This window comes from Enterovirga rhinocerotis (assembly GCF_004363955.1).
GTDB lineage: Bacteria > Pseudomonadota > Alphaproteobacteria > Rhizobiales > Beijerinckiaceae > Enterovirga > Enterovirga rhinocerotis.
In genome coordinates this window covers 98,993-123,323 of record NZ_SNZR01000018.1, presented here as the reverse complement: position 1 = coordinate 123,323, position 24,331 = coordinate 98,993, and the positions used below count along the sequence as shown (strand labels likewise).

The 24,331-nt window shown below is 69.9% G+C and carries 16 protein-coding genes and 1 tRNA gene; 8 read left to right on the top strand and 9 right to left on the bottom strand.

What is annotated here, in order from left to right; all coding sequences use genetic code 11:
- Positions 1-3: 3 nt before the first annotated feature.
- The gene (locus tag EV668_RS23595) at positions 4-1,002 is read right to left on the bottom strand and encodes an ABC transporter substrate-binding protein (protein ID WP_133774860.1); all 999 of its coding nucleotides are present in this window, start codon (positions 1,000-1,002) and stop codon (positions 4-6) included.
- Positions 1,003-1,159: 157 nt separating this feature from the next.
- Between EV668_RS23595 and EV668_RS23590 the strand changes: the two genes are divergently transcribed.
- From EV668_RS23590 to EV668_RS23570, 5 genes are read left to right on the top strand one after another with little or no spacing between them, the layout of a single operon-like run.
- The gene (locus tag EV668_RS23590) at positions 1,160-3,253 is read left to right on the top strand and encodes a hydantoinase/oxoprolinase family protein (RefSeq protein WP_133774858.1); all 2,094 of its coding nucleotides are present in this window, start codon (positions 1,160-1,162) and stop codon (positions 3,251-3,253) included.
- Positions 3,253-4,986 carry a hydantoinase B/oxoprolinase family protein gene (locus EV668_RS23585; RefSeq protein ID WP_133774856.1) on the top strand — a complete coding sequence of 578 codons (1,734 nt, stop codon included), beginning with the start codon at positions 3,253-3,255 and terminating at the stop codon, positions 4,984-4,986. The genes EV668_RS23590 and EV668_RS23585 overlap by 1 nt, the downstream gene beginning before the upstream one ends.
- On the top strand, positions 4,983-5,843 hold the full coding sequence (locus EV668_RS23580) for a sugar phosphate isomerase/epimerase family protein (protein ID WP_133774854.1): 861 nt from the start codon (positions 4,983-4,985) through the stop codon (positions 5,841-5,843). Before EV668_RS23585 ends, EV668_RS23580 begins: the two co-directional genes overlap by 4 nt.
- A 41-nt stretch (positions 5,844-5,884) precedes the next feature.
- On the top strand, positions 5,885-6,559 hold the full coding sequence (locus tag EV668_RS23575) for a TetR/AcrR family transcriptional regulator (RefSeq protein ID WP_245513399.1): 675 nt from the start codon (positions 5,885-5,887) through the stop codon (positions 6,557-6,559).
- A 5-nt stretch (positions 6,560-6,564) separates the two neighbouring features.
- Positions 6,565-7,365 (top strand): aldolase, encoded by an 801-nt coding sequence (locus EV668_RS23570; protein WP_133774849.1) that lies wholly within the window; start codon positions 6,565-6,567, stop codon positions 7,363-7,365.
- A 214-nt stretch (positions 7,366-7,579) separates the two neighbouring features.
- Here the strand turns inward: EV668_RS23570 and EV668_RS23565 are convergent.
- Positions 7,580-7,655, bottom strand: a tRNA-Ile gene (locus EV668_RS23565).
- Between the two features lie 163 nt (positions 7,656-7,818).
- Here EV668_RS23565 and EV668_RS23560 point away from each other — a divergent pair.
- Complete coding sequence (locus EV668_RS23560; protein WP_133774847.1) at positions 7,819-9,339, top strand: AMP-binding protein; 1,521 nt, start codon at positions 7,819-7,821, stop codon at positions 9,337-9,339.
- Positions 9,340-9,351: 12 nt separating this feature from the next.
- Here EV668_RS23560 and EV668_RS23555 read toward each other — a convergent pair whose 3' ends face one another.
- From EV668_RS23555 to EV668_RS23545, 3 genes are read right to left on the bottom strand one after another with little or no spacing between them, the layout of a single operon-like run.
- The gene (locus EV668_RS23555) at positions 9,352-10,851 is read right to left on the bottom strand and encodes a flagellin (protein WP_133774845.1); all 1,500 of its coding nucleotides are present in this window, start codon (positions 10,849-10,851) and stop codon (positions 9,352-9,354) included.
- Entirely contained in the window at positions 10,848-12,677 is a 1,830-nt protein-coding gene (gene flgK, locus EV668_RS23550; protein ID WP_133774843.1) for a flagellar hook-associated protein FlgK, read from the bottom strand. Before flgK ends, EV668_RS23555 begins: the two co-directional genes overlap by 4 nt.
- Positions 12,678-12,702: 25 nt before the next feature.
- Entirely contained in the window at positions 12,703-14,031 is a 1,329-nt protein-coding gene (locus EV668_RS23545) for a flagellar hook protein FlgE (protein ID WP_133774841.1), read from the bottom strand.
- 246 nt (positions 14,032-14,277) lie between these two features.
- On the opposite strand from EV668_RS23545, the gene EV668_RS23540 reads away from it, so the two are divergent.
- Complete coding sequence (locus tag EV668_RS23540) at positions 14,278-14,568, top strand: CCDC90 family protein (protein ID WP_245513434.1); 291 nt, start codon at positions 14,278-14,280, stop codon at positions 14,566-14,568.
- A 34-nt stretch (positions 14,569-14,602) separates the two neighbouring features.
- Here EV668_RS23540 and EV668_RS23535 read toward each other — a convergent pair whose 3' ends face one another.
- The 4 genes from EV668_RS23535 to EV668_RS23520 all read right to left on the bottom strand — a co-directional run bounded on the left by EV668_RS23535 (position 14,603) and on the right by EV668_RS23520 (position 18,790).
- Complete coding sequence (locus tag EV668_RS23535; protein ID WP_133774837.1) at positions 14,603-15,643, bottom strand: YcjF family protein; 1,041 nt, start codon at positions 15,641-15,643, stop codon at positions 14,603-14,605.
- Between the two features lie 10 nt (positions 15,644-15,653).
- Positions 15,654-17,093 carry a YcjX family GTP-binding protein gene (locus tag EV668_RS23530; RefSeq protein WP_245513432.1) on the bottom strand — a complete coding sequence of 480 codons (1,440 nt, stop codon included), beginning with the start codon at positions 17,091-17,093 and terminating at the stop codon, positions 15,654-15,656.
- An 85-nt stretch (positions 17,094-17,178) separates the two neighbouring features.
- Positions 17,179-18,297, bottom strand: a complete 1,119-nt coding sequence (locus EV668_RS23525; protein WP_166652611.1) for a hypothetical protein — start codon at positions 18,295-18,297, stop codon at positions 17,179-17,181.
- Positions 18,290-18,790 carry a SixA phosphatase family protein gene (locus EV668_RS23520; RefSeq protein ID WP_166652610.1) on the bottom strand — a complete coding sequence of 167 codons (501 nt, stop codon included), beginning with the start codon at positions 18,788-18,790 and terminating at the stop codon, positions 18,290-18,292. The genes EV668_RS23525 and EV668_RS23520 overlap by 8 nt, the downstream gene beginning before the upstream one ends.
- A 205-nt stretch (positions 18,791-18,995) precedes the next feature.
- Here EV668_RS23520 and EV668_RS23515 point away from each other — a divergent pair, with 205 nt between their 5' ends.
- Positions 18,996-24,266, top strand: coding sequence for an alpha-2-macroglobulin family protein (locus EV668_RS23515; RefSeq protein WP_133774830.1), 5,271 nt, complete (start codon positions 18,996-18,998; stop codon positions 24,264-24,266).
- Positions 24,267-24,331: the final 65 nt, after the last annotated feature.

Below are 24,331 nucleotides of genomic sequence, written 5' to 3'. Positions count from 1 at the left end.
TTCTTACTTGACGAGGTCGTTGGTGTAGTAGTCCGAGACCTTCCAGCCCGGCTTCACGGCGCCGGCCGCCTCGAGGCCCTTGAGCGCGACCTCCCAGTCGGATTCAGCCTGCCACCCGATCGGCTTGCCCTTCGTCGCGGGCGTGTCGAAGAAGGCGATCGTGAGCCGGATCTGCTCGGCGAGGGCTTTGCGGTCCAGCTTGGCGTCGGGGCGCTGCTTGACGATGGCGTCCACCCCCTCCTCGATCTTGCCGTCGCGCATATACGCCCAGGCCTTCTGCTGGATCTCGACCAGCTTCGACAGAGCTTCCTTCTTCGCTGCGATCGTCTTCTCGGTCGCGACGAGGCCGTAGCTCGGATAGGCGATGCCGGCATCCTCGGCGAGGATCGCCTTCGAGGGACGCGTCGCCGCGGCGACCGGCACGGCGGAGGGCTCGGTCGACATCAGGCCGTCGGCGCGCTTGGCGGTGTACGTGCCCCAGAGAGCGGCGGGATCGACGAACGTGATCGTCGTCTTGGTGCGGTCGAGGCCGCCCTGCTTGAGCCAGTGATCGATATAGGGCGCCCAGGGGCTCGCGGCGAAGACGACCAGCGTCTTCCCGGCGAAGTCCGAGACCTTCTGGATCGGCGAATCCTTGTCCACCAGCACGGCGAGATCGGTGCGGCGGCCGAAACCCGCGAAGCCCTTCAACTGCGCGCCGTTCGCGCGGGCCTGCGGCAGGAGGCCGAGCTGGATCTGGCCGACATCGGCCTGGCCCGCATTGACCAACTGGAGGGTGTTGCCGGAGCCGCGCCCGTCCTGCACCTCGACGTCGAGGCCGGCCTCCTTGAACCACCCCTTCTCCTTGGCGAGGTGCATTCCCGCATGGACGCCCCAGGGCGAGAAATCGAGCCTGACCGTCAGCTTCTCCTGAGCGGTGGCCGGGATGGCGGATAGGGCGGCGACGGCGAGCCCGACGCCTGCCGCGCGCAGGGCTCGAATCCAGTGACGGGTTGGCTGCATGATCCCCTCCTTTTTCTTCGCTGTAGACTAACTGGTCCAATTGATCGCGCAAGCCCAATCTTTTGTCGGCATCTGCCTACGATGGCGTCGCGTCTCCGGCTTGACGGGGCTTCCGGCTATAACTAACCAATCAGTTCAATAAGCAGGAGATGGCTTCATGGTCGGAGCGAGGGGTGCGGTCCGGATCGGCGTCGATATCGGAGGGACGTTCACCGATCTCGTGCTCACGGATGCCGCGGCTCGGACCTTCCAGCGGAAGGTGTCGTCGACGCCTGCGGCTCCCGAGGAGGCCGTGCTGACGGGGGTCCGGGAGATCCTGGCCGAGGCCGGGATTGCGGCTCGCGAGGTTGCGGAAGTGGTCCACGGCACGACCGTCGGATCGAACACCCTGCTGCAGAAGGTCGGCGCCCCCACGGGCCTGATCACGACGCGCGGCTTCCGCGACGTCCTCGAGATCGGGCGCCTGAGGACTCCCGGCATGTTCGATCTGCAATGGGAGAAGCCGCTTCCGCTCGTGCCGCGCCGTCACCGTCTGGAGGTCACGGAGCGCGTCACCGCGGCCGGCGACATCCATGCGCCGCTCGACGAGGCCGAGGTCGTCGAGGCGGGGCGCACGCTGTCGGCGGCCGGCATCCGGTCGGTCGCGATCTGCTTCCTCAACTCCTATCGCAATCCGGTGCACGAACTGCGTGCCGAGGAACTTCTGGCCCGGCATGTGCCCGAGCTTCAGGTCACGACGTCGGTGTCGGTCCTGCCGGAGGCGAAGGAATACGAGCGCAGCTCGACGACCGTCGTGAATGCCTATGTGCGGCCGGTGCTGGAGGCCTATCTCACGCGGCTCGAGGAAGGGCTCGCCTCGATCGGGATCTCGGCGCCGCTCCTCGTCTGCAATTCCAACGGCGCTCTGGCATCGTCCGAGACCGCCCGCGCGAAGCCGGTCTTCTTCATCTCCTCGGGCCGCGCCGCCGGCGTCGTCGGGGGAGGGCGCCTCGGCGAGGCGCTGGGGGAGGGCGATCTCGTCGTCTTCGACATGGGCGGCACCACCGCCTCCGCCTCCCTGATCCAGGGCGGCAACCTGATGCGCGTCTCGGAATACGAATTCCGCGCGGGCATCTCGACGCCGAGTCGCTTCATCAAGGCGGGCGGCTACATGATGAGCGTGCCGACCGTCGACGTCGCCGAGGTCGGCAGCGGCGCGGGCTCGATCGCCCATGTCGACGAGGGCGGCCTGATGAAGGTCGGCCCGGTCTCGGCCGGCGCCGATCCCGGCCCCGCCTGCTACGGCATCGGCGGCGACCGGCCGACCGTGACCGACGCCAATCTCTTTCTCGGCTACCTGCCCGACACGCTGGCAGGCGGCTCGCGGACGCTGTCTCGCGAGAAGGCGGAGGCGGTCATCGCGCGCGACCTCGCCGAGCCCTTCGGCCTCGATGTCGCGACGGCGGCCTACGGCGTGCGCGAGGTGGTCAATTCCAACATGGCCCGCGCCATCCGGGCCGTGACCGTCGAGCGGGGGGTCGATCCGCGCGACTTCACGCTGGTCGCGATCGGAGGGTCGGGGCCCGTCCATGCCGTCGACATCGCGCGGCTCCTGTCGATGCCACGGGTGCTGGTGCCGGCCTCGCCCGGCGTCTTCACCGCGATGGGAATGCTCGCCGGCGATGTCGAGCACTACCTCATCCGCCCGCTCGCCGGCCGGCTCGACGGGATCGACCTCGCTGCGGCGAAGGCGATCGTCGCAGAGCTCGCGGCCGAAGCGCGCGAGCGGTTGCTCGGGGAGGGCGTCGCGCCCGAGGCGATCAGCCTCCAGCCCGAACTCGACATGCGCTTCCGCGGTCAGGAAATGTCGCTCGCGGTGCCCTTCGGCGACGCGGACGACGCGGCCAGCCTGCGCGCGGCCTTCCTTGCCGCCTACGGCGCCATCTACTCCTACGCCTCCGACGACGTCATCGAGACCGTCAGCCTGCGGCTCGTGGGGCGGGGCCTCAGGCCGGGCAAGCTCGATTTCCGGCACGAGCAGGACGAGACGGCCCCGACGGCTGCCGCGGCCGAGCGCCGGGCGGTCTATTTCGGGACGGAGCGCGGCTGGATCGAGACGCCGATCCTCGATCGCGCGTCCGTGCGCGGCCGGATCGAGGGTCCCGCCATTCTCCAGGGCGCGGACTCGACGGTCCTCGTTCCGCCCGATGCGGCCGCGACGACCGACCCGCGCGGCAATCTCCTGATCACGCTGGCCGAGGGGAGCCTGTGATGACGAAGCCGATCGATCCGATCACCTTCGCGGTGCTGAAGAGCGCCCTCGAATCCATCGTCGACGACATGGCCTACACGGTCATGCGGACGGCGCGCTCGCCGATCGTGCGCGACGTGCTCGATTACTCGACGACCATGTGCGACGCGAAGGGCCGCATCCTGGCTCAGGCCAAGACCGTGGCCCTGCATCTCGGTGCCGTGCCGGATGCGATGGAATCGCTCCTGCGCCATTACGGCGACGATCTCCATCCCGACGACGTCATCATCTTCAACGACCCCTATGACGGCGGCATGCATCTGCCGGACATCTTCATGTTCAAGCCGATCTTCGCCGGAAGCCGGCATGTCGGCTTCTCGGTGGTGATCTGCCACCATTGCGACGTCGGTGGGCGTGTGCCGGGCTCGAATGCGAGCGACTCGACGGAGATCTTCCAGGAAGGCCTGCGCATCCCGCCGCTGAAGCTCTTCGACAAGGGCGTGCGCAACAAGACGCTCTTCGACATCATCACGAAGAACGTGCGCCTGCCCGACCTCGTCGTCGGCGATCTCGACGCCCAGCTCGCGACCTGCGCGCTGGGGGAGCGCGAATTGCTTCGCCTCGTCGAGAAATACGGCATCGAGCAGTTGGAAGCCTTCCTCGAAGAGTTCCTCGATTACGGCGAGCGCCTGAGCCGCAAGGCCTTCGCCGCGTGGCCGGACGGCACCTGGCACTTCACGGACTATATCGACGGCGACGGGTTCGACGAGGCCCCCATCCCCATCCAGGTCGCGGTGACGGTGAAGGGCGACGGCCTGATCGTCGATTTCGCCGGGTCCTCGCCGCAGGTGCGGGGCGCCATCAACTCGACGCTCTCCTTCGTGAAATCGGCGACCTACCTCGCCGTGCGCTGCACGCTCGACGCGGACGTGCCGAACAATGCCGGCCTCTATCGCTGCATCGCGATCGAGGCGCCGAAGGGCACCCTCCTCAATCCGAACTTCCCCGCGCCCGTCGCGGCCCGCGCGCTGACCGGCTACCGCATCGTGGACACCGTGCTCGGAGCCCTCGCGCAGATCGTGCCCGAGCGCGTCTCGGCGGCAGGGGAGGGCGGGAACTCCGTCGTCTGCCTCGGCGGCTACGACAAGGAAACGCGCGAGCCCTTCATCGTCGTGGACATGATCAACGGCGCCCTCGGCGCCCGGGCGACGAAGGACGGCATCGACGCGATCACCAACCCGTCGCAGAACATGTCGAACATGCCGGTCGAGATCATGGAGGCGACCTATCCCCTCATGATCGACGAATACGCGCTGCGGCCGGATTCCGGCGGCGCGGGCCGCAACCGGGGCGGGATCGGGGTCGTGCGCCAATATCGGCTGCTCGCCGACGAGGCGGTCATGCAACTGCGCACGGACCGATACGCGACGAGGCCCTACGGCCTCTTCGGCGGCGAGGCCGGACTGCCCTCGCGCAACGTCCTGACCACGGCGGCGACGGGTGCCGACGAGGTGCTGGCGAGCAAGGTCACGCGGACGGTCCGCAAGGGCGACGTGATCCGCCACGAGCAGGCCGGCAGCGGCGGCTACGGTCAGCCCTTCGAGCGCGATCCCGCCCGCGTGTTCGAGGACGTGCTCGACGGCAAGGTATCGGTCGAATTCGCCCGCGAGTGCTTCGGGGTCGTCATCCGGGACGGGGCGGTCGATGCCTCCGCGACGGCCGGCCTGCGGGGCGAGGCGAGGGGCGCGGCATGAGCGCCGCGGCGCCGGATCTCTCGCGCTTCGCGGTCAACCAGATCACGACGCGCGACTGGACCCTGGCCCAGGCCGTCGACGGCTATGCGCGCGCAGGCGTCGCCGGCATCGGCGCGTGGGTGCAGTATGTCGACGATGCCGGGATCGCCGCGGCCTCGCGGATGATCCGCGATGCCGGCCTGTTCGTGCCCTGCCTGTGCACCACGGCGTGGGTGAACCTGACCGACCCGGTCGTCTACCGTGCGGCTCTGGACGAGAACCGGCGTCGCCTCGACATGGCGGCGGAACTCGGCGCTCGGACGCTCGTCGTCGTGCCGGGCGGCCTCGCGGCCGGCGAGCGCGACCTCGCATCGGCACGCGCACGCGTGGCGGACGCGCTCGGCGAGCTTCTGCCTCATGCTCGTTCCGCCGGAATCGCCCTCGGCCTCGAGCCGCTCCACCCGATGTACGCGGCCGACCGCTCCTGCCTCTCGACCTTCGCGCATTGCCTCTCGCTCTGCGAGACGCTCGGCGAGGGCACCGGCATCGTCGCGGATGTCTACCATTCCTGGTGGGATCCCGACTTCGTGAGCGGCCTCGAACGCGCCGGTCCGGACCGCATCCTGACCTTCCATCTCTGCGACTGGCTGGTCCCGACACGCGACCTCTATCAGGACCGCGGCATGGTGGGGGACGGCATCATCGACATCGCCGGGTATCGGGCGGTTCTGGACCGGATCGGCTACGATGGGCCCTTCGAGATCGAGATCTTCTCGAAGCTCGATTGGTGGTTGCGCGACGGGCACGAGACGACGCGGATCGCAGTGGAGCGCTGCGCGCCTTTCGTCGGAGCCCGTGCTCGCGCTAAAGCGGCCTGAGGCTGGCGGTGCACGCCGTCGTCGACACTCAGAAGGATCTCGTGGCCACAACGCCGCGCAAGCGCGATTCGATCGGCACCCAGGACCGCATCCTCGCCGCCGCCCAGGCCGAGTTCGCCCGCCGCGGCTACGACGGTGCGCGGGTCGATGCCATCACGGCCCGGGCCAAGGTCAGCAAGAACCTGCTCTACCATCACTTCGGCTCGAAGGAGGACCTCTACATCCGGGTCCTCGAGCGCACATACGAGACCTTGCGCCGGCGTCAGGGCGACGTGCCCCTGGCCGGGCTCGATCCCGTCGAGGCGATGCGGCGGCTCTGCGAGAGCACCTTCCAGGTCTTCATCGACGAGCCCGACGTCATCGTGATGCTGAACACCGAGAACCTGCATCGCGGCCGGCATCTGGCGAAGTCGCCGATCATCCGCGCCCTCTACAACCGGCTCTCGGACACGCTCCGGACGATCCTCGACGAAGGCGAGAAGACGGGCGTCTTCCGGTCGGGGATCGATCCCGCGGAACTCTACATCTCGATGTCGGGCCTCGGCTATTTCTACCTGTCGAACCGCTTCACGCTGTCGATGCTGTTCGAGCGCGACCTCAAGGCGCCGGAGAACCTGGCGCGGCGCCGGGCGCATATCGTCGATATGGTGCTCTCGTACCTCACCAACGGCTCGCCCATGGGCGTCATCGCGCCGTCTCCCCCTCCAGCCCCCTGAGCGTCATGGCCCATTCCCTGAACCGCGATCCCCAGCCTCCGGCCGCGACCGAGCGGCCCAACCGACCGGCGCTCGACAGCGAGGAGGTGATGCAGGCGCGGGCCGACCTCGCCGCCTGCTTCCGCTTCGCCGATCGGCTCGGCATGCACGAGGGCATCTGCAACCATTTCTCGGCCATGGTGCCCGGCCATGACGAGCTCTTCCTCGTGAACCCCTATGGCTACGCCTTCCGGGAGGTCACGGCGTCGTCGCTCCTCGTCTGCGATTTCCACGGCAACGTCGTCGACGGCGAGGGCGAACCCGAGGCGACGGCCTTCTACATCCATGCGCGCGTGCACAGGAACGTGCCGCGTGCGCGCGTCGCGTTCCACACGCACATGCCCTACGCGACGGCGCTGACGATGGTGGAGGGCGAGCCGCTCGTCTATGCCGGCCAGACGGCGCTGAAGTTCTACGGCCGGACCGTCGTCGACCGCGACTATAACGGTCTCGCCCTCGACGAGCGCGAAGGCGACCGCATCGCGGCCTCGGTCGGCGATGCTGACATCGTCTTCATGAAGCACCACGGCGTCATGGTGCTCGGCGGCACGATCGCCGAGGCCTGGGACGATCTCTATTACCTGGAGCGCGCCTGCGAGGTGCAGTGCCTCGCCCTCGCGACGGGGCGCCCGATCATCCCGGTCTCGCAGGAGATCGCCGAGGCGACGGCCCGGCAGATGCGGGAGGGCGACGCGGAATCGGCTCGCCTCCATCTCGCGAGCCTGCGCCGCACGCTCGATCGCGAGGAGCCCGAATACCGGAGCTAGACACCTCGATCGATCAGGTCGGATACGGCTTCGATCGCATCACGTGCCCGTGCGCGGTCCTGCTCATCGGCACGTGATGGCAGTGAAGACGGCTCGCCTGGAGCGGCGAGACTTATCGCGGCCTCTCGGAAGTCGCCTCGCCATCACGGGCACGCACTGGCGAAGTCCGCATGCCTGGGCGCGCTGGCAGACGGCGTAACATCGAGAGATCGCGTGGTGGGCCCGGCAGGACTCGAACCTGCAACCAGACCGTTATGAGCGGCCGGCTCTAACCATTGAGCTACAGGCCCGCGCCGACGGGGCGGGTTCGGATCGATAGCGGAAACGCGGCCGCCGGTCATCCGGTTGTTGCGCGGGCTTCTTGCACGGGACCATCCGGGCGTTCATGTCTTTGACAGGACGAGCGACTGCGCCGGGCGGCCGGCCGTTGTGCTCGTGGGAGGGACGCGCGCGATGGGCTTGCGGGATCTGACCTGGTTCGACGTCCTCCGCCGGAACGCGCAGGAGAGGCCGGACGACACCGCCCTGATCTTCGAGGGGCGACGCATCGCGCATCGCGACATGGCCGAGCGGGCCGAACGCCTCGCCGCGGGGCTCGCGCGGGCCGGACTGGCACGGGGGGACCGGGTCGCGCTCGTGTCCCAGAACCGGCCGGAATTCCTCGACGTGCTCAACGCTGCGGCGCGGCTCGGGGCCGTTCTCGTTCCGGTCAACTGGCGTCTCGGAGCGGAGGAGGTGGCGGCGATCGTCGCCGACGTCGCGCCCGCCATCGTGATCGCCGACGGCGAATCCGTGCCGCTTCTCGCCCCGGCCCAGGCGGCACAGGCCGGCGTGAAGGGCTGGTTCGCCCTCGATGCGGCGGCCGAGCCCTACCGTCCGTTCGCCGACCTCCTCGAGGGAGGCCCGATGCCGGACGAGCCCGGCGACGAGCCGGGCAGCGACGATCCGCTCGTCATCATCCACACCGCCGCTGTCGAGGGGAAGCCGCGCGGAGCCGTGCTCACCCACGCAAACCTGATCGCGCATAATCTGCAGCTCGCAGCCGCCTGGCAGCTCGGCCCGGATGACGTCGCGCTTGGCGTCCTGCCGCTGTTCCACGTCTCGGGGCTCGGTCTCGCCCTCGCCTTGGCCCAGGCCGGCGGGACGAGCGTGATCATGCGCCGCTTCGATGCGGCGGAGGCCGCGCGCCTCGTCGCGGAGGAGCGCGGGAGCGTGATGTGCGAATTCGCGCCGATCCTCGGCCAGATCCTCGACGCGGCCGAGGCTGCGTCCTCACCCCTCGGGAGCCTCAAGGCCGTGTGGGGGCTCGATTCGCCCGAGACGATCGCCCGGTTCGAGGGCGCCTGCCCGAACGCGTCGTTCTGGTCGGGTTACGGTCAGTCGGAGACCTCGGGCTACGTGTCCTTCTCGAAACATCGCGAGCGTCCCGGAACGGCCGGGCGGCCGACGCCGCTCGCGCGCCTCGCCATCCTCGACGAGGACGATCGCCCGGTGCCGCCCGGCACGGTGGGCGAGATCGCGGTGCGCGGCCCGCTCGTCTTCCAGGGCTATTGGAACCTCCCCGAGGAGACGGCCTGGACCTTCCGCGGCGGCTGGCATCACACGGGCGATCTCGGCCGCTTCGACGAGGCCGGCTATCTCGTCTATGCCGGCCGCTCGCCGGCAAAGGAGCTGATCAAGACGGGCGGGGAGAACGTCTATCCGGCCGAGGTCGAGCGCGCGCTCCGCGCCCATCCCGCCATCGCCGAGGCGGTCGTCTTCGGCGTGCCCGATCCGCGCTGGGGCGAGGCGGTGCGCGCGGTCTGCATGCCGAAGCTCGGAACGGAGGTGACGGCGGAGGATCTCATCGCCTTCGTCGGCGAGCGCATCGCCCGCTACAAGCGGCCGAAATCCATCGTCTTCGTGGGCACGATGCCGCTCATCGGGTCTGGCGTGCCGGACCGGGCCGCCATCAAGGCGGAGCATGGCGGGTGAGGAGGCCCGTCGTCAGATGAACTCGACGAGGGAGAGGCGCGAGAGCGCGGACGTCACCTGATAGCTCGCCTGGAGGCGCGTCTGGGTGGCAAGCAGAGCCATCGCGACCTCGTTCGGATCGGCATCCTCGATCCCGGACAGCATGTCCCGGACCTGCGCCTTGGCGGCGCCGAGCCTGTCGGTCGCCGATGCGAGGTCCTTCGACGCGATGGCGAAATCCGTCGCGATGCCCCGGATCCCGGCATCGTCCGCGAGCGAGCCCGAGACGCGTTCGGCCAGCGCCGCGTAGCGCGCCGTCGCTGTCGCATCCCCTTCCGGGAAGGCGTTGGCGGCCAGCGCGCCCAAAGCCGCGAGGACCTTGCGAAAGGCGGGCTCGTCGGCGCGCGCGCCGATCGCGACCGAGGTGCCGTCGCCCGTGCGCACTGGCGCCGTCTCGCGCGCCGAGCCCGCGCCGTCGTCGCCCTTGTACCAGATCACGGTATCGGAGGCTGTGCCGGCCACAATCGCCGTCGCGGTCGCGTAGGGCGGCCCTGCAATGCGCATCGGAGGATGGGAGGGCGAGCCGGCGAAGAAGGCCGTCGAGGCGGCGAGGCTCGAGGCGGAAGCGAGGCTGGTCGAAGCGGTCGTCGCGACGGCGTCCCGCAGCGCCGCGCGCAGATTGGCCTGGGTGTCGGCGAGCGTCGCGCCGATGACGAAGCCCGGGCTGCCATCCGTCGAGGGCTGCGTCAGCGCCTTCAGCGTCACGGTCGTCGTGCTGCCGTCGGGCAGCGAGAGCGTCAGCGCGATCGTGCCGCCGGGCTCCGGCTGGGCGGTGGCAGCGAAATCCGCGATCGGCGGCGGGCCGGCGGAACTACTCGCGGCGAGACCCGATCCGGACGCGGACGCTGCCGCGATCTTCATGCCGAAGGGAAGCCCCGCGGCTTCCTCCTGGATGCGGATCCCGCTCGCCGTGTTCTGGATGACGAGGCGGCCGAGGCCGTCCGCCCCGAGATCGGCCTCCTTGCGTTCGGCGATCATCTGCCTGAGGCCGGCCCGGCCGGCATCGCCGTTCAGGATGAGATCGTAGCCCTCGACCGGCTCGCCGCTCGCGTCGCGCCCGCCGAACAGCGCCCGGCCGGCGATGTCGGAATTGAGGATGTCGATGACCTGCTTCAGCCCGTCCTCCGCCGAGGCGATGGCGCTCGTCTGGCCGATCGGCGGCGCGTTGAGGGAGGTCGGCAGGCTGACGGTCAGGCTGCTGCCGATCCTGGCGATCTGCTCGATGCCGGTCGCCATCAGCTTCACGCGGAAGGTCGCGTCGGACACGTTCGTGGCGTAGGCCTCGAGGGTCGCGAGGGTGGCCCGCCCGGAAAGGCTCTTGATCGCGGAGGCGCCGAGCTCGGCATGGCTCGAGGCCTTCTGGCCCGTCGTGAGCTGGGCCTGGAGATCGGCGAGGCTCGTCTTGAGCGAGCGGAAGCTCGTCTCCGCATGCCGGGCGGCGAGGGCGCCGCTGCCGTAGGCGGTGATGCTCATCCGGCGATCCTGAGCAGCGTGTCCATCATCTCGCGCGCGGCCGTGAGGAGCCGGGCATTGGCGCCATAGGCGGTCTGCAACTGGATGAGCTGGGTGAGTTCGGTGTCGATATCGACGCCCGCCTGCTCGGCATAGCGGCCCTGGATCGCGTTCAGCACGACCTGCTGGCCGGCATCGAGATTGGCGGCGGAATTCGCCTCGGAGGCCTGGGTCGCGATCACGGCGGAGGCGAAGCCGACGACGCTGCCGCTCCAGGGCGAGGCGGAGCCGCCGATGCCCGCCGCGCCCGCGAAGCTGCGCTCGGTCTTGGTCAGGCGATCGAAGAGGAGGAGCGGACGCGTCGCATCCCCGGCCGGCACGCTCGGGCCGTAGGAGGTGAGAGCGGACGGCGCGTTCTTGACCGCCTGGTTGACCGCGATGCGGCCGGCGAGCCCCGCGAGTTGCGAGGAGCCCTCGAAGGAGCCGGTATAGAGGGCGCCCGTCGGGCCATCGACGAAGAGCGGAAGCTCGGGATCGCCCGTCGAAAGGCCGCTCACGGTGGCGGTGGCGGAGGCCGCATCGACGCTGGACGTCGCCCCGTTGTTCAGGAGGCGGATGGTCGAGCCCGACGGGTTCGAGACCGTGTAGGCGCCGCCGAGCGCGGTCTGGATCTGGCTCGCCACCGAGGCGAAGCCGCCGGAGAAATCGATCCCGATCAACCCGGCCTCGCCGGCCGCAGCCGTCGCGGCCGCGCTGTCGGTGCGGGCGAAGACGAGATTGCGCGTCGCTCCTCCGGGATCGGTGACGGAGACGGTGATGCGGTTGCCGGCCTGGAGCGCGCCGAGATCGAGATCGAAGCCGCTCTGCGCGCCGGAGGTCGCGGCCGTGCCGGCGATCGTCTTGTCGGACAGGGCGGAGGCGAGGCCCGCCGCGAGCTCGTCGAGCTGGGTCTGGGCCTGGACCAGCACGGTGTCGCGGATGTCGAGATGAGCCGCGATCTCGCCGGACCGGATCAGCCCCGAGGCGATGACGTCACGTTTCGCGCCGGTGGCGTCGGTCGCCGTGATCGTGCCGACGCCGCGGAGCGCCGGATCGGAATCGTATCGGCTTGCCGGTCCGATATTATGCGCCTCGAAGCCGAGACCCGTCGCAACAGTGCCGTTGACCAGCGTGAGGCCGCCCGTGGTCGAGAGGGAGACGGCCCCGGTCGCCGAGATTGTCGCCTTGACGTCGATCAGGGTCGAGAGCTGGTCGACGAGCGCGTCGCGCTGGTCCTGGAGCGCGGCGGTGTTGTGGCCGACGATGCGGCCGTTGAGGTCGGCGATGCGCTTCAGGAGGCCGTCCGCCTTCGAAACCGCTGCCCCGATCGCATCCTCCGTATCCTGGCGCATGGCCTGGACCTGGTCGGAGAGCGCGTTCAGCGAGCCGGCGAGGTCGGAGGCGGCGGCGAGGATCTCCGATTGCGAGACGCTGGACGAGGGATTGTTCGCGAGCGCGGCGAGCTTTCCGGTGAAGGTCGAGAGCAGCGTCGGCAGGGAGCCGACGCCGCCTGGCCTGTCGAAGACCCGATCGAGCGTCGTGTGCACAGAGGCCCGGGTCGAGGCATAGGCCGCGCCCGCCTGTTCGAGCCGGAGCTGGCGCTGAACCAGCGTGTCGAGCGTCCGGCTCGCACCCTTGACGTCGACGCCGACCGTCCGCCCGCCCGCGACCAGCGCCTCGGTCGCGAGGGTGCGCCGCGTATAGCCGACCGTGCCGGCATTCGCGACGTTCTGCGAGACGATGTCGAGGCCGGCCTGCGTCGCCCGTAATCCCGAGAGGGACAACTGGATGGCGGAGGCGATGCTCATCGGCTTGAACCGCTATCCGCGATCGTCAGCGGATGACGTTGATCACGTCCTGCAGCATCTGCTGCGCGGTCGAGATCACGCGGGTATTGGCGGAATAGGCCTGCTGGGTGACGATCATCTTCGAGAATTCCTCGGCGATGTCCGTGTTGGAGGTTTCGACCGAGCCCGAGGTGAGGCTCGAACCCTGCAGGCCGTAGGACGGCGATCCGGAGGCGACGGTCTGGGCATAGGTGCCACCGTCCATGCGCTTCAGCGCGTCGTCGGCCTGGAAATGGGCGACCTGGACCTGGGCGAGCGTCGAAACCTGGCCGTTCGAGTAATTGCCGACGATCTGGCCTTCCGAGGACACCGAGATCGAGCTCAGCGATCCGGTGGCATATCCGTTCTGGTCGATGTCGACGTTCGAGGCGAGGCCGTTCGCATCGCCGTATTGGGTGAGTTGACCGCTCCCGAAGCCGAGGGTCACGGGGCCGACCGTCGTGCCGTTGACGGACAGATTGGCGATGGAGGCCGAGTTCGCCGAGGTCAGCGTCCCCGCGGGCGTGAAGCTGAAGCCGCTGCCGATCTGCGCGTAGACGGCGCCCGTTCCTGTCGCGGTCTCGTTGCCCTTGTAATAGAGCTGCCAGGTATCGGTCCCGCCCGAGGCGGAGGAATCGACCTTCGCCCAGCGCGTCTGGAGCACGACGGGGCTCCCGGACGCGTCGTAGACGGTGACTTCGCCGCCCGGGATCGACTGATCCTCGAAGGCTGTCCGGTCGTTGGCCGAGATCGTCGCGCTCCCCGCCAGTGTCGCACTCAGAAGTTCGGAGCCCGGGACGCTCGGATCGGCAGCCGTCGTCTTGGGATAGGAGGGGAGATTGGCCTGGTAGGCGATCGAACTCGTGAGCTTGGCCGGGACCGGCTTCGTGTCGATCTGGATCGGTCCGGCGGTTTTGCCCGGAGTCGAGCCGATCAGGTATTTCCCGGCTCCGTTGACCAGATAGCCGTTCGCATCGGGGCCGAAATCCCCGCGGCGGGTATAGAGGTCCTGACCGGAGAAGGTGGGGTTGCTGGCGGAGCCCTTGTTGTCCCGCACGACGAAATAGCCGCCGCCGTTGATGGCGAGGTTCGTGGTGATGCCGGTGGTCTGGAGGGAGCCCTGCAGCGTGTTCGTGAGCCGGGAATAGGCTGCGACCGATCCTGCGTTCTCGCGCCGCGGCTGCGAGGATTCGGGGATCATGTCGACGAAGCTGGTATCGACCCGCTTGTACCCGACCGTCTGTGAATTGGCGATGTTCCCCGAGATGTTCTCGAGCGCATAGGACTGCGCCGAGAGACCGGTGACCGCCGTCAGCATCGCATTCAGGACACCCATGACGCAGAACCCTCCGCCCGGCGCGAGGATGCGCGGGCCCAAACCGAATGGCGAGGGAGGAGCAACCGCTATGCCATGGTTAACGCGTTGAAATCACTCGCCGTCCTGACGACCTGACGTCGCTGCCCGGTCGGAACGATCCGGCAGGCCGGCAGAATTTGCCTGCCCCCGGCCGCTTCAGCTACAACTTAAGGATGCTTTTGAAGGCTGATCTCAGCTTGCTGGAACTGTGCTATAGGCTTGGCGATGGGACACGCATACGCGTTCGATACTCTCGGTTACGCTCGCGCCTTAGAGGACGCCGGCGTCGAGCGCCGGCAGGCCGAGGCTCATGCCACTGCGGCCCGCACCTTCATTTTGGCGGAAGTCGCCACCAAGGCTGACATCGAGAGCCTGAGCGCCAAAATCGCTCATACCCGGACGTCTCTTCGGTCAGAGATCAAGCACGAGATTCTCAAAGGTGTGGTCATGATCTGCGGCTTCGTCACTGCGCTTGCCGCAGGGCTGGGAGTGGTCGCGAAGATTCTGCTGGGATAGCACGCGACCACCCCACGCCTTCGATGTGCCCGCGTTACGTTTGTGCGGCCCGCCGGCCATCCTCTCCGCCCGTCTCCCGCGTGAGCAGATCCCCGGCGACGTCGGCGAGTTTCGGCGGCGTCTCGCGGATATAGGGGAGGGGGCGGCAGACCTCGATGGCCGCGAGCCCGAACCGGGCGGTCATGAGCCCGTTCAGCACGCCCTCTCCGAGCCGCGCCGAGATGCGGGCCGCGACGCTGTGGCCGAGGACCTGCTGCACGATCCCGTCGCCGATCGCGGCGCCGCCCGTCACGGCGAGGTGGTTGATGGCCGCCCGGAAGAGCCGCAGGAAGCCGAGGAAGCCCGGCCGGCCGCTATAGATCTGCGCGATGCGGCGCAGGAGACGCGCATTGGCATAGACGACGAAGGCGAGGTCGATCAGCGCGCGCGGGCTGATCGCGGTGACGAGCGAGACCTGCCGCGCGGAGGCGGCGACCGCCCGCGTCGCCGCCTCGTCGAGCGGGGCGAGGAGCGTGCGCTCGGCGAGGGCGAGGCGGTCGTCCGCCTCCATGATCTCGTCCTCGACCGAGGCCACGCTCGGGCCGGAGCCGCGCGGCACGCGCCCGTCGAGGCTCCTGGCGAGGTCGCGGGCGACGGATTTTGCCGCCTCGCCGTCGCGCAGGGCGAGGGCGTCCTGCGCCCTTCGGCGCAACTCCTCGATCTTGCGCTCGCGCAGGACGCCGCCGATCTCGCGGAGCGCGATCACCGCGAGCGAGAGGCAGGCGAGGGCGGTGAAGACGACGGCCAGCCAGCCGAGCCAAGGCGAGGTCTGGAACAGATCGACGACGAGCTTGTGGATCGCGACGCCGATCCCGAGGCTGACGAGGCCCGACAAGGCCGCGAAGAACAGGGTGCCCCAGCGCGATTGCCGGCGGGGCGGGGGCAGGACCGGAACCCCGTCCGCCGCTTCGATCGCGTCCATCGGCTCCTGCGTGACGAGGACGCGCGCGGCCTCCTGCGTCGCACTCGGAGTCTCGGGCGTGACGGTGACGGTGCCCGGCGCGTCGAGCCGGAAGGCGCGGGGACGGTTGGTCATGCTGCGTTCGTCACGAGAGGCGGTCGCCGATCAGGAAGTCGAGAGCCCGGTCGAGCCGGATATGAGGCAGGAGGCCGGCCCGGCCGGCGGCGTCCGCGCGGACGAGGGGCGGCCTGAACCGCGGAAAGCGGAGCGAGCCGGGCTGGACCTCGCCGTGGAAGACGGCCTCCGGATCCTCGGGCAGCTCGCCGGGAAAGATGGCGGCCTCGGCCTCGCCGTCGAAGATCTCGTCCCCGATCCGCTCTCCGGCCTCCGGCGTGCCGGCAACGGCGCGGAGCGTCGTGCGGCCCTCGAGCACCGTCGTCTCGCGCGTCGCCCGGACCGAGGCGAGGGCGACGCTGCCGACCTTCGCCCCCGCCGCCTCCGTCCGCCGGACCGCGCGCGAGACGAGAAGGCGCAGCATCCGCTCCAGCCGGTCGTGGCTCGTATGGTGGATGTGGTCGGCCTTGGTCGCGGCGAACAGGACTCGGTCGGCGCGCGGCGAGAAGAGCCGCGAGAAGAAGCCGTTCCGCCCCGCATTGAAGGCGAGCAGCACCCGGTCGAGCGCTGTCTCGAGTTCGGCGAGGGCCTCGGGGCCCGCATCGATGGCGGAGAGCACGTCGACGAGGACGATCTGGCGTTCGATGCGCTGGAAATGGTCGCGGAAGAAGGGACCGACGACCCGCGATTTGTAGGATTCGTAGCGCCGCTCCATCAGCGCGGCGAGCGTGCCGGAGCCCGGTGGCCCGTCCTGCGCGAGATCGAGCGGCGCGAAGGTGAGGGCCGGCGAGCCGGCGAGATCGCCCGGCATGAGGAAGCGGCCGGGCGGCGTCGTGACCACGGCTTCGGGCTGGGCGCGGAGGGCCAGGAGATAGGCCCTGAAGCTCTCGGCAAGGCGGGCCGCGCCGTCCTCGTCGGCGGGTCCGGCCGGATCGTTCGCCGCGAGAGCCGCGAGCCACGGGGCCGCCAGTCGGGTGCGCGTGGGCCGCCGGCTCGCCGCGATCGTCTCCCGCGACCACTCCGCATAGCTCTGGTCGAGGAGGGCGAGGTCGAGCAGCCATTCGCCGGGATAATCGACGATGTCGAGGGTGAGGTTCGACGGCCCGCTGCGCCAGCCGGCCTTGCGCTCGAAGTCGATGTCGAGCCGCAATTGGGCGATGCGGTTGGTCGAGGCCGGCCAGGCCCGGTCGTCCACGATGCGGGCGAGATGCTGCTCGACCGGGAAGCGCGGCACGTCGTCGTCGGGCTGAGGCGCGAGCCGGGCGCGGCGGATGCGGCCCTCGGCGGCCGGCGTGAAGGCCGGCAGAGGCGAATGGCGGATGAGATGATGGACGAGCGCTGTCGTGAAGACCGTCTTCCCCGAACGCGACAGCCCGGTGACGCCAAGCCGGAGCGCCGGCTGGAACAGGTCCTGTCCCGCCGATCGGAGGGAATGGGCGGCTGAGGCGGCGCCGCCGACGAGATCGGTCAGGAAGGACAATCGTCACACCGGGAGGGGGATCGGGACCGGATAAGGTATGGTGCTCCGGCGGCCTGCGTGCAACGGCGGGAACCCGTCACGGCGCGGCAGGGTCCGTGCGAAGCGCCGCTTCGTCGCGCGCCGCCGCCTCCTTCGCGTCCTCGTCGACGAGACGCCGCCGCAGGCGCTCGATCGCGCCTTCGGCGAGTTCGGGGCCGGCATGGAGATAGCCGAGTTCGATCGCCGACATCGCGATCATCACCGGCAGGAGGTTCACCGTCGGCTTGCCGCCGTCGTCGAACAGCCTTAGGTCGCTGCCCGGCTGCACGCCGAGAGCCCGCGCGATGGCGCCGGCATAGTTCTGGATCCGGCCTTCCTCCGTGCCGCAGCCGACGGCGGTCGGGGCGGGGATGGCCGCGGCCGTGCGCGTCCGGGGCGCGGGAGCGCGCCGCGCCTCGGCTCGTTTCGCAGCCGGAGCCTGTTTCGCGCGCCGGCCGGCCTCGGCGCGGGGAGCGCGTCCGGCGGGCCGTGCCGCCTCACCCTGGCCGGGGATGAGGCTCGGCGCGCGCAGATCCGGCATCTTGTGCATGGGCACGACCGAGACGCGGATACGGCCCCCGCGCGGAGCCTTGACGCGGACGCCGCCGCCGGGGCCGCGCGAGACGGAGACCGGACCACCGCCCGCGCGGCCGGCGAGGTACCGCGCCCGCAGCGTGTTGGAGAGGCCGCTCACGGCCAGGGCGACCGGCAGACCGCCGATGCCGATCTTGCATTCGGCCGGCGCCCAGCGCCGCACGATGTCGAGCGCCGATTTCCGGCCGAGCGAGACGTAATAGGTGCGCAGCAGGGTCGCTGCGGCATCGGCCCCGGCTTCCGTGGAGGCGAAGGCGGTATGGCCCTCCTCGTCGGCGCCGATCTCGCCGGCCCAGCGGGCGCGCTTGATGCACCAGGGATTGTTCAGCTTCACGCAGCGGGAGACGATCGGCCGGCCGAGATCGAGGGCGGCGGCGGCGAGCGCGAGCGGCGCCGGCTCGAGCGTCCGCCTCGTCCCGTCCCGCCAAGTCGAAACGGATCGGTCCTCGGGCCGGTAGACCGCCGCAGCGATGGGGCCGCGGCTCGTGAGAGCCACGGGGATGATCGGCTGAGGCAGGCTCGGCCGCCCGACGAGGCCCAGATGGAGCAGGCTCGCCGCCAGGGCGGCCGCAAGGTCAATCACCATCGTCCTCGCGAAGGTTCGCCGGCGCGACGAACCGCTTCAGCTTGCCCTTGGCCGGCTCGAGATCGCTCCAATGGTCGATGCGCCATTTCGCGACGACGATTCCGGCGGTCGGCAGGTGGTCCAGGGCATCCCGCGCCCCGCGCAGCGCGAGGGCGAAATCCGCGAAGCTCGGATTATGGCCGACCATGACCGCGCAGGAGATCTCGTCGGGGATCTTGCGGGCGATCTCGGCCAGCGTCTCCGCCTCCGCCTCGTAGATCGCCGGCTCGTAGGTCACCGGCACCTCGGGCAGGCCGGCAAGGGCCCAGGTCTCCCGCGTGCGCGCCGAGGGCGAGACGAGCGCCAGTTCCGGCTTGTGCTTCGACGCCGCCAGCCAGCCGGCGATCAGCGCCATGTCGGTCTGGCCGCGCTCCGCCAGGACGCGGTCGAAATCCGGCATCGTGCCATGGGGGACGGCCTTGGCGTGGCGCAGGAGGATAAGGCGTTTCATCGGTTCGTCCAGGCTGTGAGGAAGGAGCCCGATGCCAGGGAACGGTGTCGGTCGTGACGCGGTTTCCCGCGGCATTTCGGAGCAGGCTGCCGAAAGAGATGCCTTGAAACGAGGCGGAAACCAAACAGCCAAGTTGCCGACACGCTCTCCGCTGATACCCTTGGGCGACTCGTACCCGATTTCGGCTCGACGTCCGGGATTCGCCATGATCGCCTCACTGTTTCGCGCCCTCGTCGTCCTGGCCGCGCTCGCCGTCGGCTCGACCGCGGCCTTCGCTCAGAAGAGCTTCGTGCGCGACAATCTCGCGAGCGACGGCATCCGTCTGGAGGATACGTTCCGGCGCAGCGACGTGCGGCCGGCCGCCAACGCCTCGCAAGCGCGGCTTGAGGGCGATGCGGCCCTCTCCCGCGGCGACGCGCGACGGGCTCTCGCGCTGTTCACGGCCGCGATCATCGCGGACCCGAAGGCGGCGATGAGCTGGGGCGGCTATGCCCGCGCCGCCAAGCAGGTGCAGTCCCAGGCCTCCACCTACGGCGAGCGCTACACGCTCCAGGACCGCGGGACGGTCGCCGCCTACATGGCCTATCAGCGCGCGACGAGCCGTGCGGACGAGGCGGCCTATCTCGCCCTGGTCGGCGACTTCTACGCGATCCGCCAGACGTGGCGCTCCTCGCTCGACGCCTATCGCGCGAGCCTGCAACTGGCCGACGTCGCCTCCATTCGCTCCACCTATGAGGAGATCCGGGAAAAGCACGGCTTCCGCATCACCGACTACAAGGTCGATTCCGACAGCGCCGCGCCGCGCGTCTGCTTCCAGTTCTCGGAGGCCCTGGCCGGCGGGCGGGTCGACTTCACACCCTTCGTCGCGGTCTCCGGCGCGGCCAATGCCGCCGTCACGACCGAAGGCCAGGAACTCTGCGTCGACGGGCTGAAGCACGGCGAGAAATACGCCGTCGTCCTGCGCCAGGGGCTGCCCTCGGCGGTCGGCGAGACGCTGCTGAAATCGGCCGATTACGACATCTATGTCCGCGACCGCTCCCCGCAGGCCCGCTTCACGGGCCGCAACTACGTCCTGCCGAAGACCGGCCAGGAGGGCATCCCGGTCGTCTCGGTCAACACCAAGGAGGTGATGGTCGACGTCTACCGGATCGGCGATCGCAACCTTCTGCCGACGCTCCGCGCCGAGGACTTCCTCGGCCAGCTCTCCCGCTACCAGACGCTCAGGATCGCGCGCGAGAAGGGCTTCAAGGTCTGGTCCGGCCGGCTCTCGACGGCGAACGAGCTCAACCGCGACGTCGTCACGGCCTTCCCGGTGTCGAAGGCGATCCCGGCCATGGAGCCCGGCATCTACGTGATGACCGCGGCTGCGGCCGGCACGGCCGACGCGTCGTCGAACGGGGACGAGGACGAATACGATTCGACCCAGCGCTCGACGCAGTGGTTCGTCGTCTCCGATCTCGGCCTCACCGCCATGAAGGGCGCCGACGGGATCGGCGTCTCCGTCCGTTCGCTCGCGACCGGCGCTCCGATCGGCGATGTCGAATTGCGGCTCGTCGCGCGCAACAACGAGGTCCTGGCCACGAAGCGCACCGACGCCTCGGGCCGCGCGCAGTTCGATCCGGGCCTCGCCCGCGGCGAGGGCGGCCTCGCGCCAGGTCTCATCGTCGCGACGGCGGGCGCGGGCCTCGGCATGACGGGGCAGGGCGCGAATTTCGACTACGGCTTCCTCGACATGGGCGGCGCGCCCTTCGATCTGTCGGATCGCGGCGTGAAGGGCCGGGCCGTGACGAGCGGCATGGAGGCCTTCGTCTATACGGAGCGGGGCGTCTACCGCTCCGGCGAGACCGTGAATCTGACGGCGCTCCTGCGCGACGGGCGTGGCATCGCCGCCTCCGGCCCGCCGATGACCCTCGTGATGCGCCGCCCCGACGGCGTCGAGTACAAGCGCGAGCAGGTGGCCGATGCCGGTCTCGGCGGCCGCGCCTGGAGCGTCGCGCTGCTCAACGGCGCCCAGCGCGGCACCTGGCGCGCGCAGGCCTATCTCGACCCCAAGGGCAAGCCGGTCGGCGAAGTCACCTTCCTCGTCGAGGATTACGTCGCCGAGCGCCTCGACCTGTCGCTGACGCCGAAGACGAAGGCTCTGCGCGCGGGCGAGCCGGCGCAGATCGATGTCGCGGCGCGCTACCTCTACGGCGCGCCGGGTTCGGGGCTGGAGGTCGGCGGCGAGGTCGTCGTGCAGGCGGCCGGGACCTCCGGCATCAAGGGGCTCGACGGGTTCGAGGTCGGCCTTTCGGACGAATCCGTCGAATCCTCGACGGTCGAACTCGAGGAGACGGTCGAGACCGACCGGAACGGCAAGGTCACGGTGACGGCGCCGATCCAGGCGGTCGTCGCCTCGAAGCCGACCGAGGCGAAGATCACCCTCCGCGTCTCCGAGCCCGGCGGCCGTGCGATCGAGCGCAGCGTGACGCTGCCGATCCTGCCGGACGGCCCGGTCATCGGCGTGAAGAAGAATTTCGGCAGCGACCTCTCGGATGGCGGCACGGCCTCCTTCGACGTCGTCCTCGCCGACCCCGACGGCACGCGCCTCGCGCGTCCGAATGTCGGCTGGTCGCTCTACCGCATCCAGCGCAGCTACCAGTGGTTCAACTCGGATGGCCGCTGGGGCTACGAGCCGGTGAAGTCGGCGCGCCGCGTCGCGGATGGCCGGATCGACCTCGCCGCCGACAGCGCCGGCAAGATCGCGGCGCCGGTCGGCTGGGGCACCTACCGGCTCGACGTCGCCGCGGACGGGATCGGCTCGGCGCGGACCTCCATCACCTTCACGGTGGGCTATTCGGGCGAGCAGACGGCCGACACGCCGGATCTCCTCGAGGTCACGCTCGACAAGAATTCGTATCGCTCGGGCGAGTCGATCCAGGCGACGATCAAGCCGCGCTTCGCGGGCCGCGTCACCCTCGCGATCATGACCGACGGCGTGCAGGAGACGCGGGAGGTCGACCTGCCTGCCTCCGGCACCACGGTCTCGATCCTCGTCAAGGCCGAATGGGGCGCCGGCGCCTATCTCGTCGCGACGGCCTTCCGGCCGCTCGACCAGGCGGCGAAGCGCATGCCCGGCCGCGCGCTCGGCCTCGCCTGGTTCGCGATCGACCGCGCGGAGCGCACGCTGAACGTCTCGGTGGACGTGCCCGACACGATGCGTCCGCGCCAGACGCTGTCCGTGCCGGTGAGGCTCGCCGGCCTCCAGGCAGGCGACGAGGCCTATGTGACGATCTCGGCCGTCGATGTCGGCATCCTCAACCTGACGCGCTACGCGACGCCCGATCCGGCCGGGTTCTTCTTCGGCCAGAAGGCGCTGGGGGTCGAGATGCGCGACCTCTACGGCTACCTGATCGACGGGATGCAGGGCACGGTCGGCGCCGTCCGCTCGGGCGGCGACGAGAACGGGGGCGGCCTCAACGGCATCCCGCCGACCCAGGAGCCGCTGGTGCGCTATTCGGGCGTGGTCAAGGTCGGCCCGGACGGCACCGCCAAGGTCGATTTCGAGATCCCCGCCTTCAACGGCACGGTCCGGATCGCGGTCGCGGCCTGGACCAAGAGCCGCGTCGGCTCGGCCGAGAAGGACGTCATCGTGCGTGATCCGATCGTGGTCACGGGCACGCTGCCGCGCTTCCTCAATATCGGCGACCGTTCGCGCCTCCGGCTCGACCTCGACAATGTCGAGGCGGCCGCCGGTGATTACTCGGTCGAGCTCGACGTCGCCGGCCCGATCCTCGTCGAGGCGGACGCGCTGAAGAAGACCATCCGGCTCGCGCAGGGGCAGAAGGGGGACGTCACGATCCCGATCGCCGCCGCCGGCATGGGCGATGCCGTCCTGACCGTGCGTCTGCGCGGCCAGTCGGTCGATCTCGACCAGAGCTTCAGGCTCCGCATCCAACCGGGCACGGGCTCGCTCGTGCGCCGCACGGTGCGGCCGCTCGAGGCGGGCGGAACCGCCGTGCTCTCGTCGGACCTCATCGCCGATCTCGTGCCCGGCACGGGGACGGTCTCCGTCGCCCTGTCGCCGCTCGCGGCGCTCGACGTGCCGGGGCTCCTCGTCGCGCTCGACCGCTATCCCTATGGCTGCACCGAGCAGGTCGTCAGCCGCGCCCTGCCGCTGCTCTATGCGAACCGGCTCGCGAGCCTCGAACAACTCGGCCTCGACGGCGCGCTCGACGAGCGCGTCAAGGGCGCGATCGAGCGTGTCCTGACGCGACAGGATTCGAACGGCGCCTTCGGGCTCTGGAACGTTTCCTCGAGCGAGGACATGTGGCTCGATGCCTATGTCGCCGACTTCCTGACGCGGGCCCGCGAGCAGAAATTCGCGGTGCCGCAGACGGCCTTCACGCTCGTCCTCGACCGGCTGAAGAACTTCGTCGCCAATACGAGCGAGATCGGCGCGCGCGGGGACGATATCGCCTATGCGGCCTACGTCCTCGCCCGCAACGGCCGCCCGGTCGCGGGCGACCTGCGCTACATGGCCGACACCAAGCTCACCGAGTTCAAGACGCCGCTCGCCCGCGCCCAGATCGCGGCCGCGCTCGGCCTGATCGGCGACCGCGAGCGGGCCCAGCGCACCTTCGCCTCGGCGGTCCAGCTTCTGACCTCGGTGCGCGATGGCGCGTCGGGACGGTCGGATTACGGCACCCGGCTGCGCGACGGCGCGGGGCTGATCGCGCTCGCATCCGAGACGGGTTCGAGCCGCGACGCGCTGCTGCCGGTGACGCGCGCCGTGACCGAGGAGCGCGGCAGCCGCGGCTACACCTCGACCCAGGAACAGGCCTGGATGGTCCTCGCCGCGGAGGCTCTCTCGCGCGACACGGGGGCCATCCAGCCGACGGTGAACGGCGAGCCGGTCAAGGGCTCGCTGTTCCGGACCTATCGTTCGCGGACCCTCGATCAGGGGCCGGTGCGGATCGGCAATGCCGGCACCGCTTCGGCCGAACTCGTTGTCTCGGTCTCCGGCAATCCGGTCGGGCCGGAGCCGGAGGCCTCGCGCGGCTATTCCATCGAGCGCAGCTACTACAAGCTCGACGGAACGAAGGTCGATGCGGGCAAGGTCCGGCAGGGCGATCGGCTTGTGACGGTGCTGAAGGTCACCGAGCCGCGCGCGCTCTATGCCCGCGTCCTCTTGGTCGACCTCCTGCCCGCGGGGCTCGAGATCGACAATCCGAAGCTGGTGGATTCCGGCTCGGTCGCCGCGCTCGACTGGCTGAAGACGGATGTGAACCCCGTCAGCGAGGAGTACCGCGACGACCGCTTCGTGGCCGCCTTCGACCGCAGCCCGAACCAGAAGGCGACCTGGACGGTGGCCTATACGGTCCGCGCGGTCGCGCCGGGCCGCTACGTGCACCCGGCCGCGAGCGTCGAGGACATGTACCGCCCCGACCGCTTCGGCCGCACCGCCTTCGGCGCGATCGAGGTCACGCCGCGCTAGGGCGCGGCCGACGCTCCTCGACCCTCCCCTGGAGGGGGGAGGGTCGCCGGCGAAGCCGGCGGGGG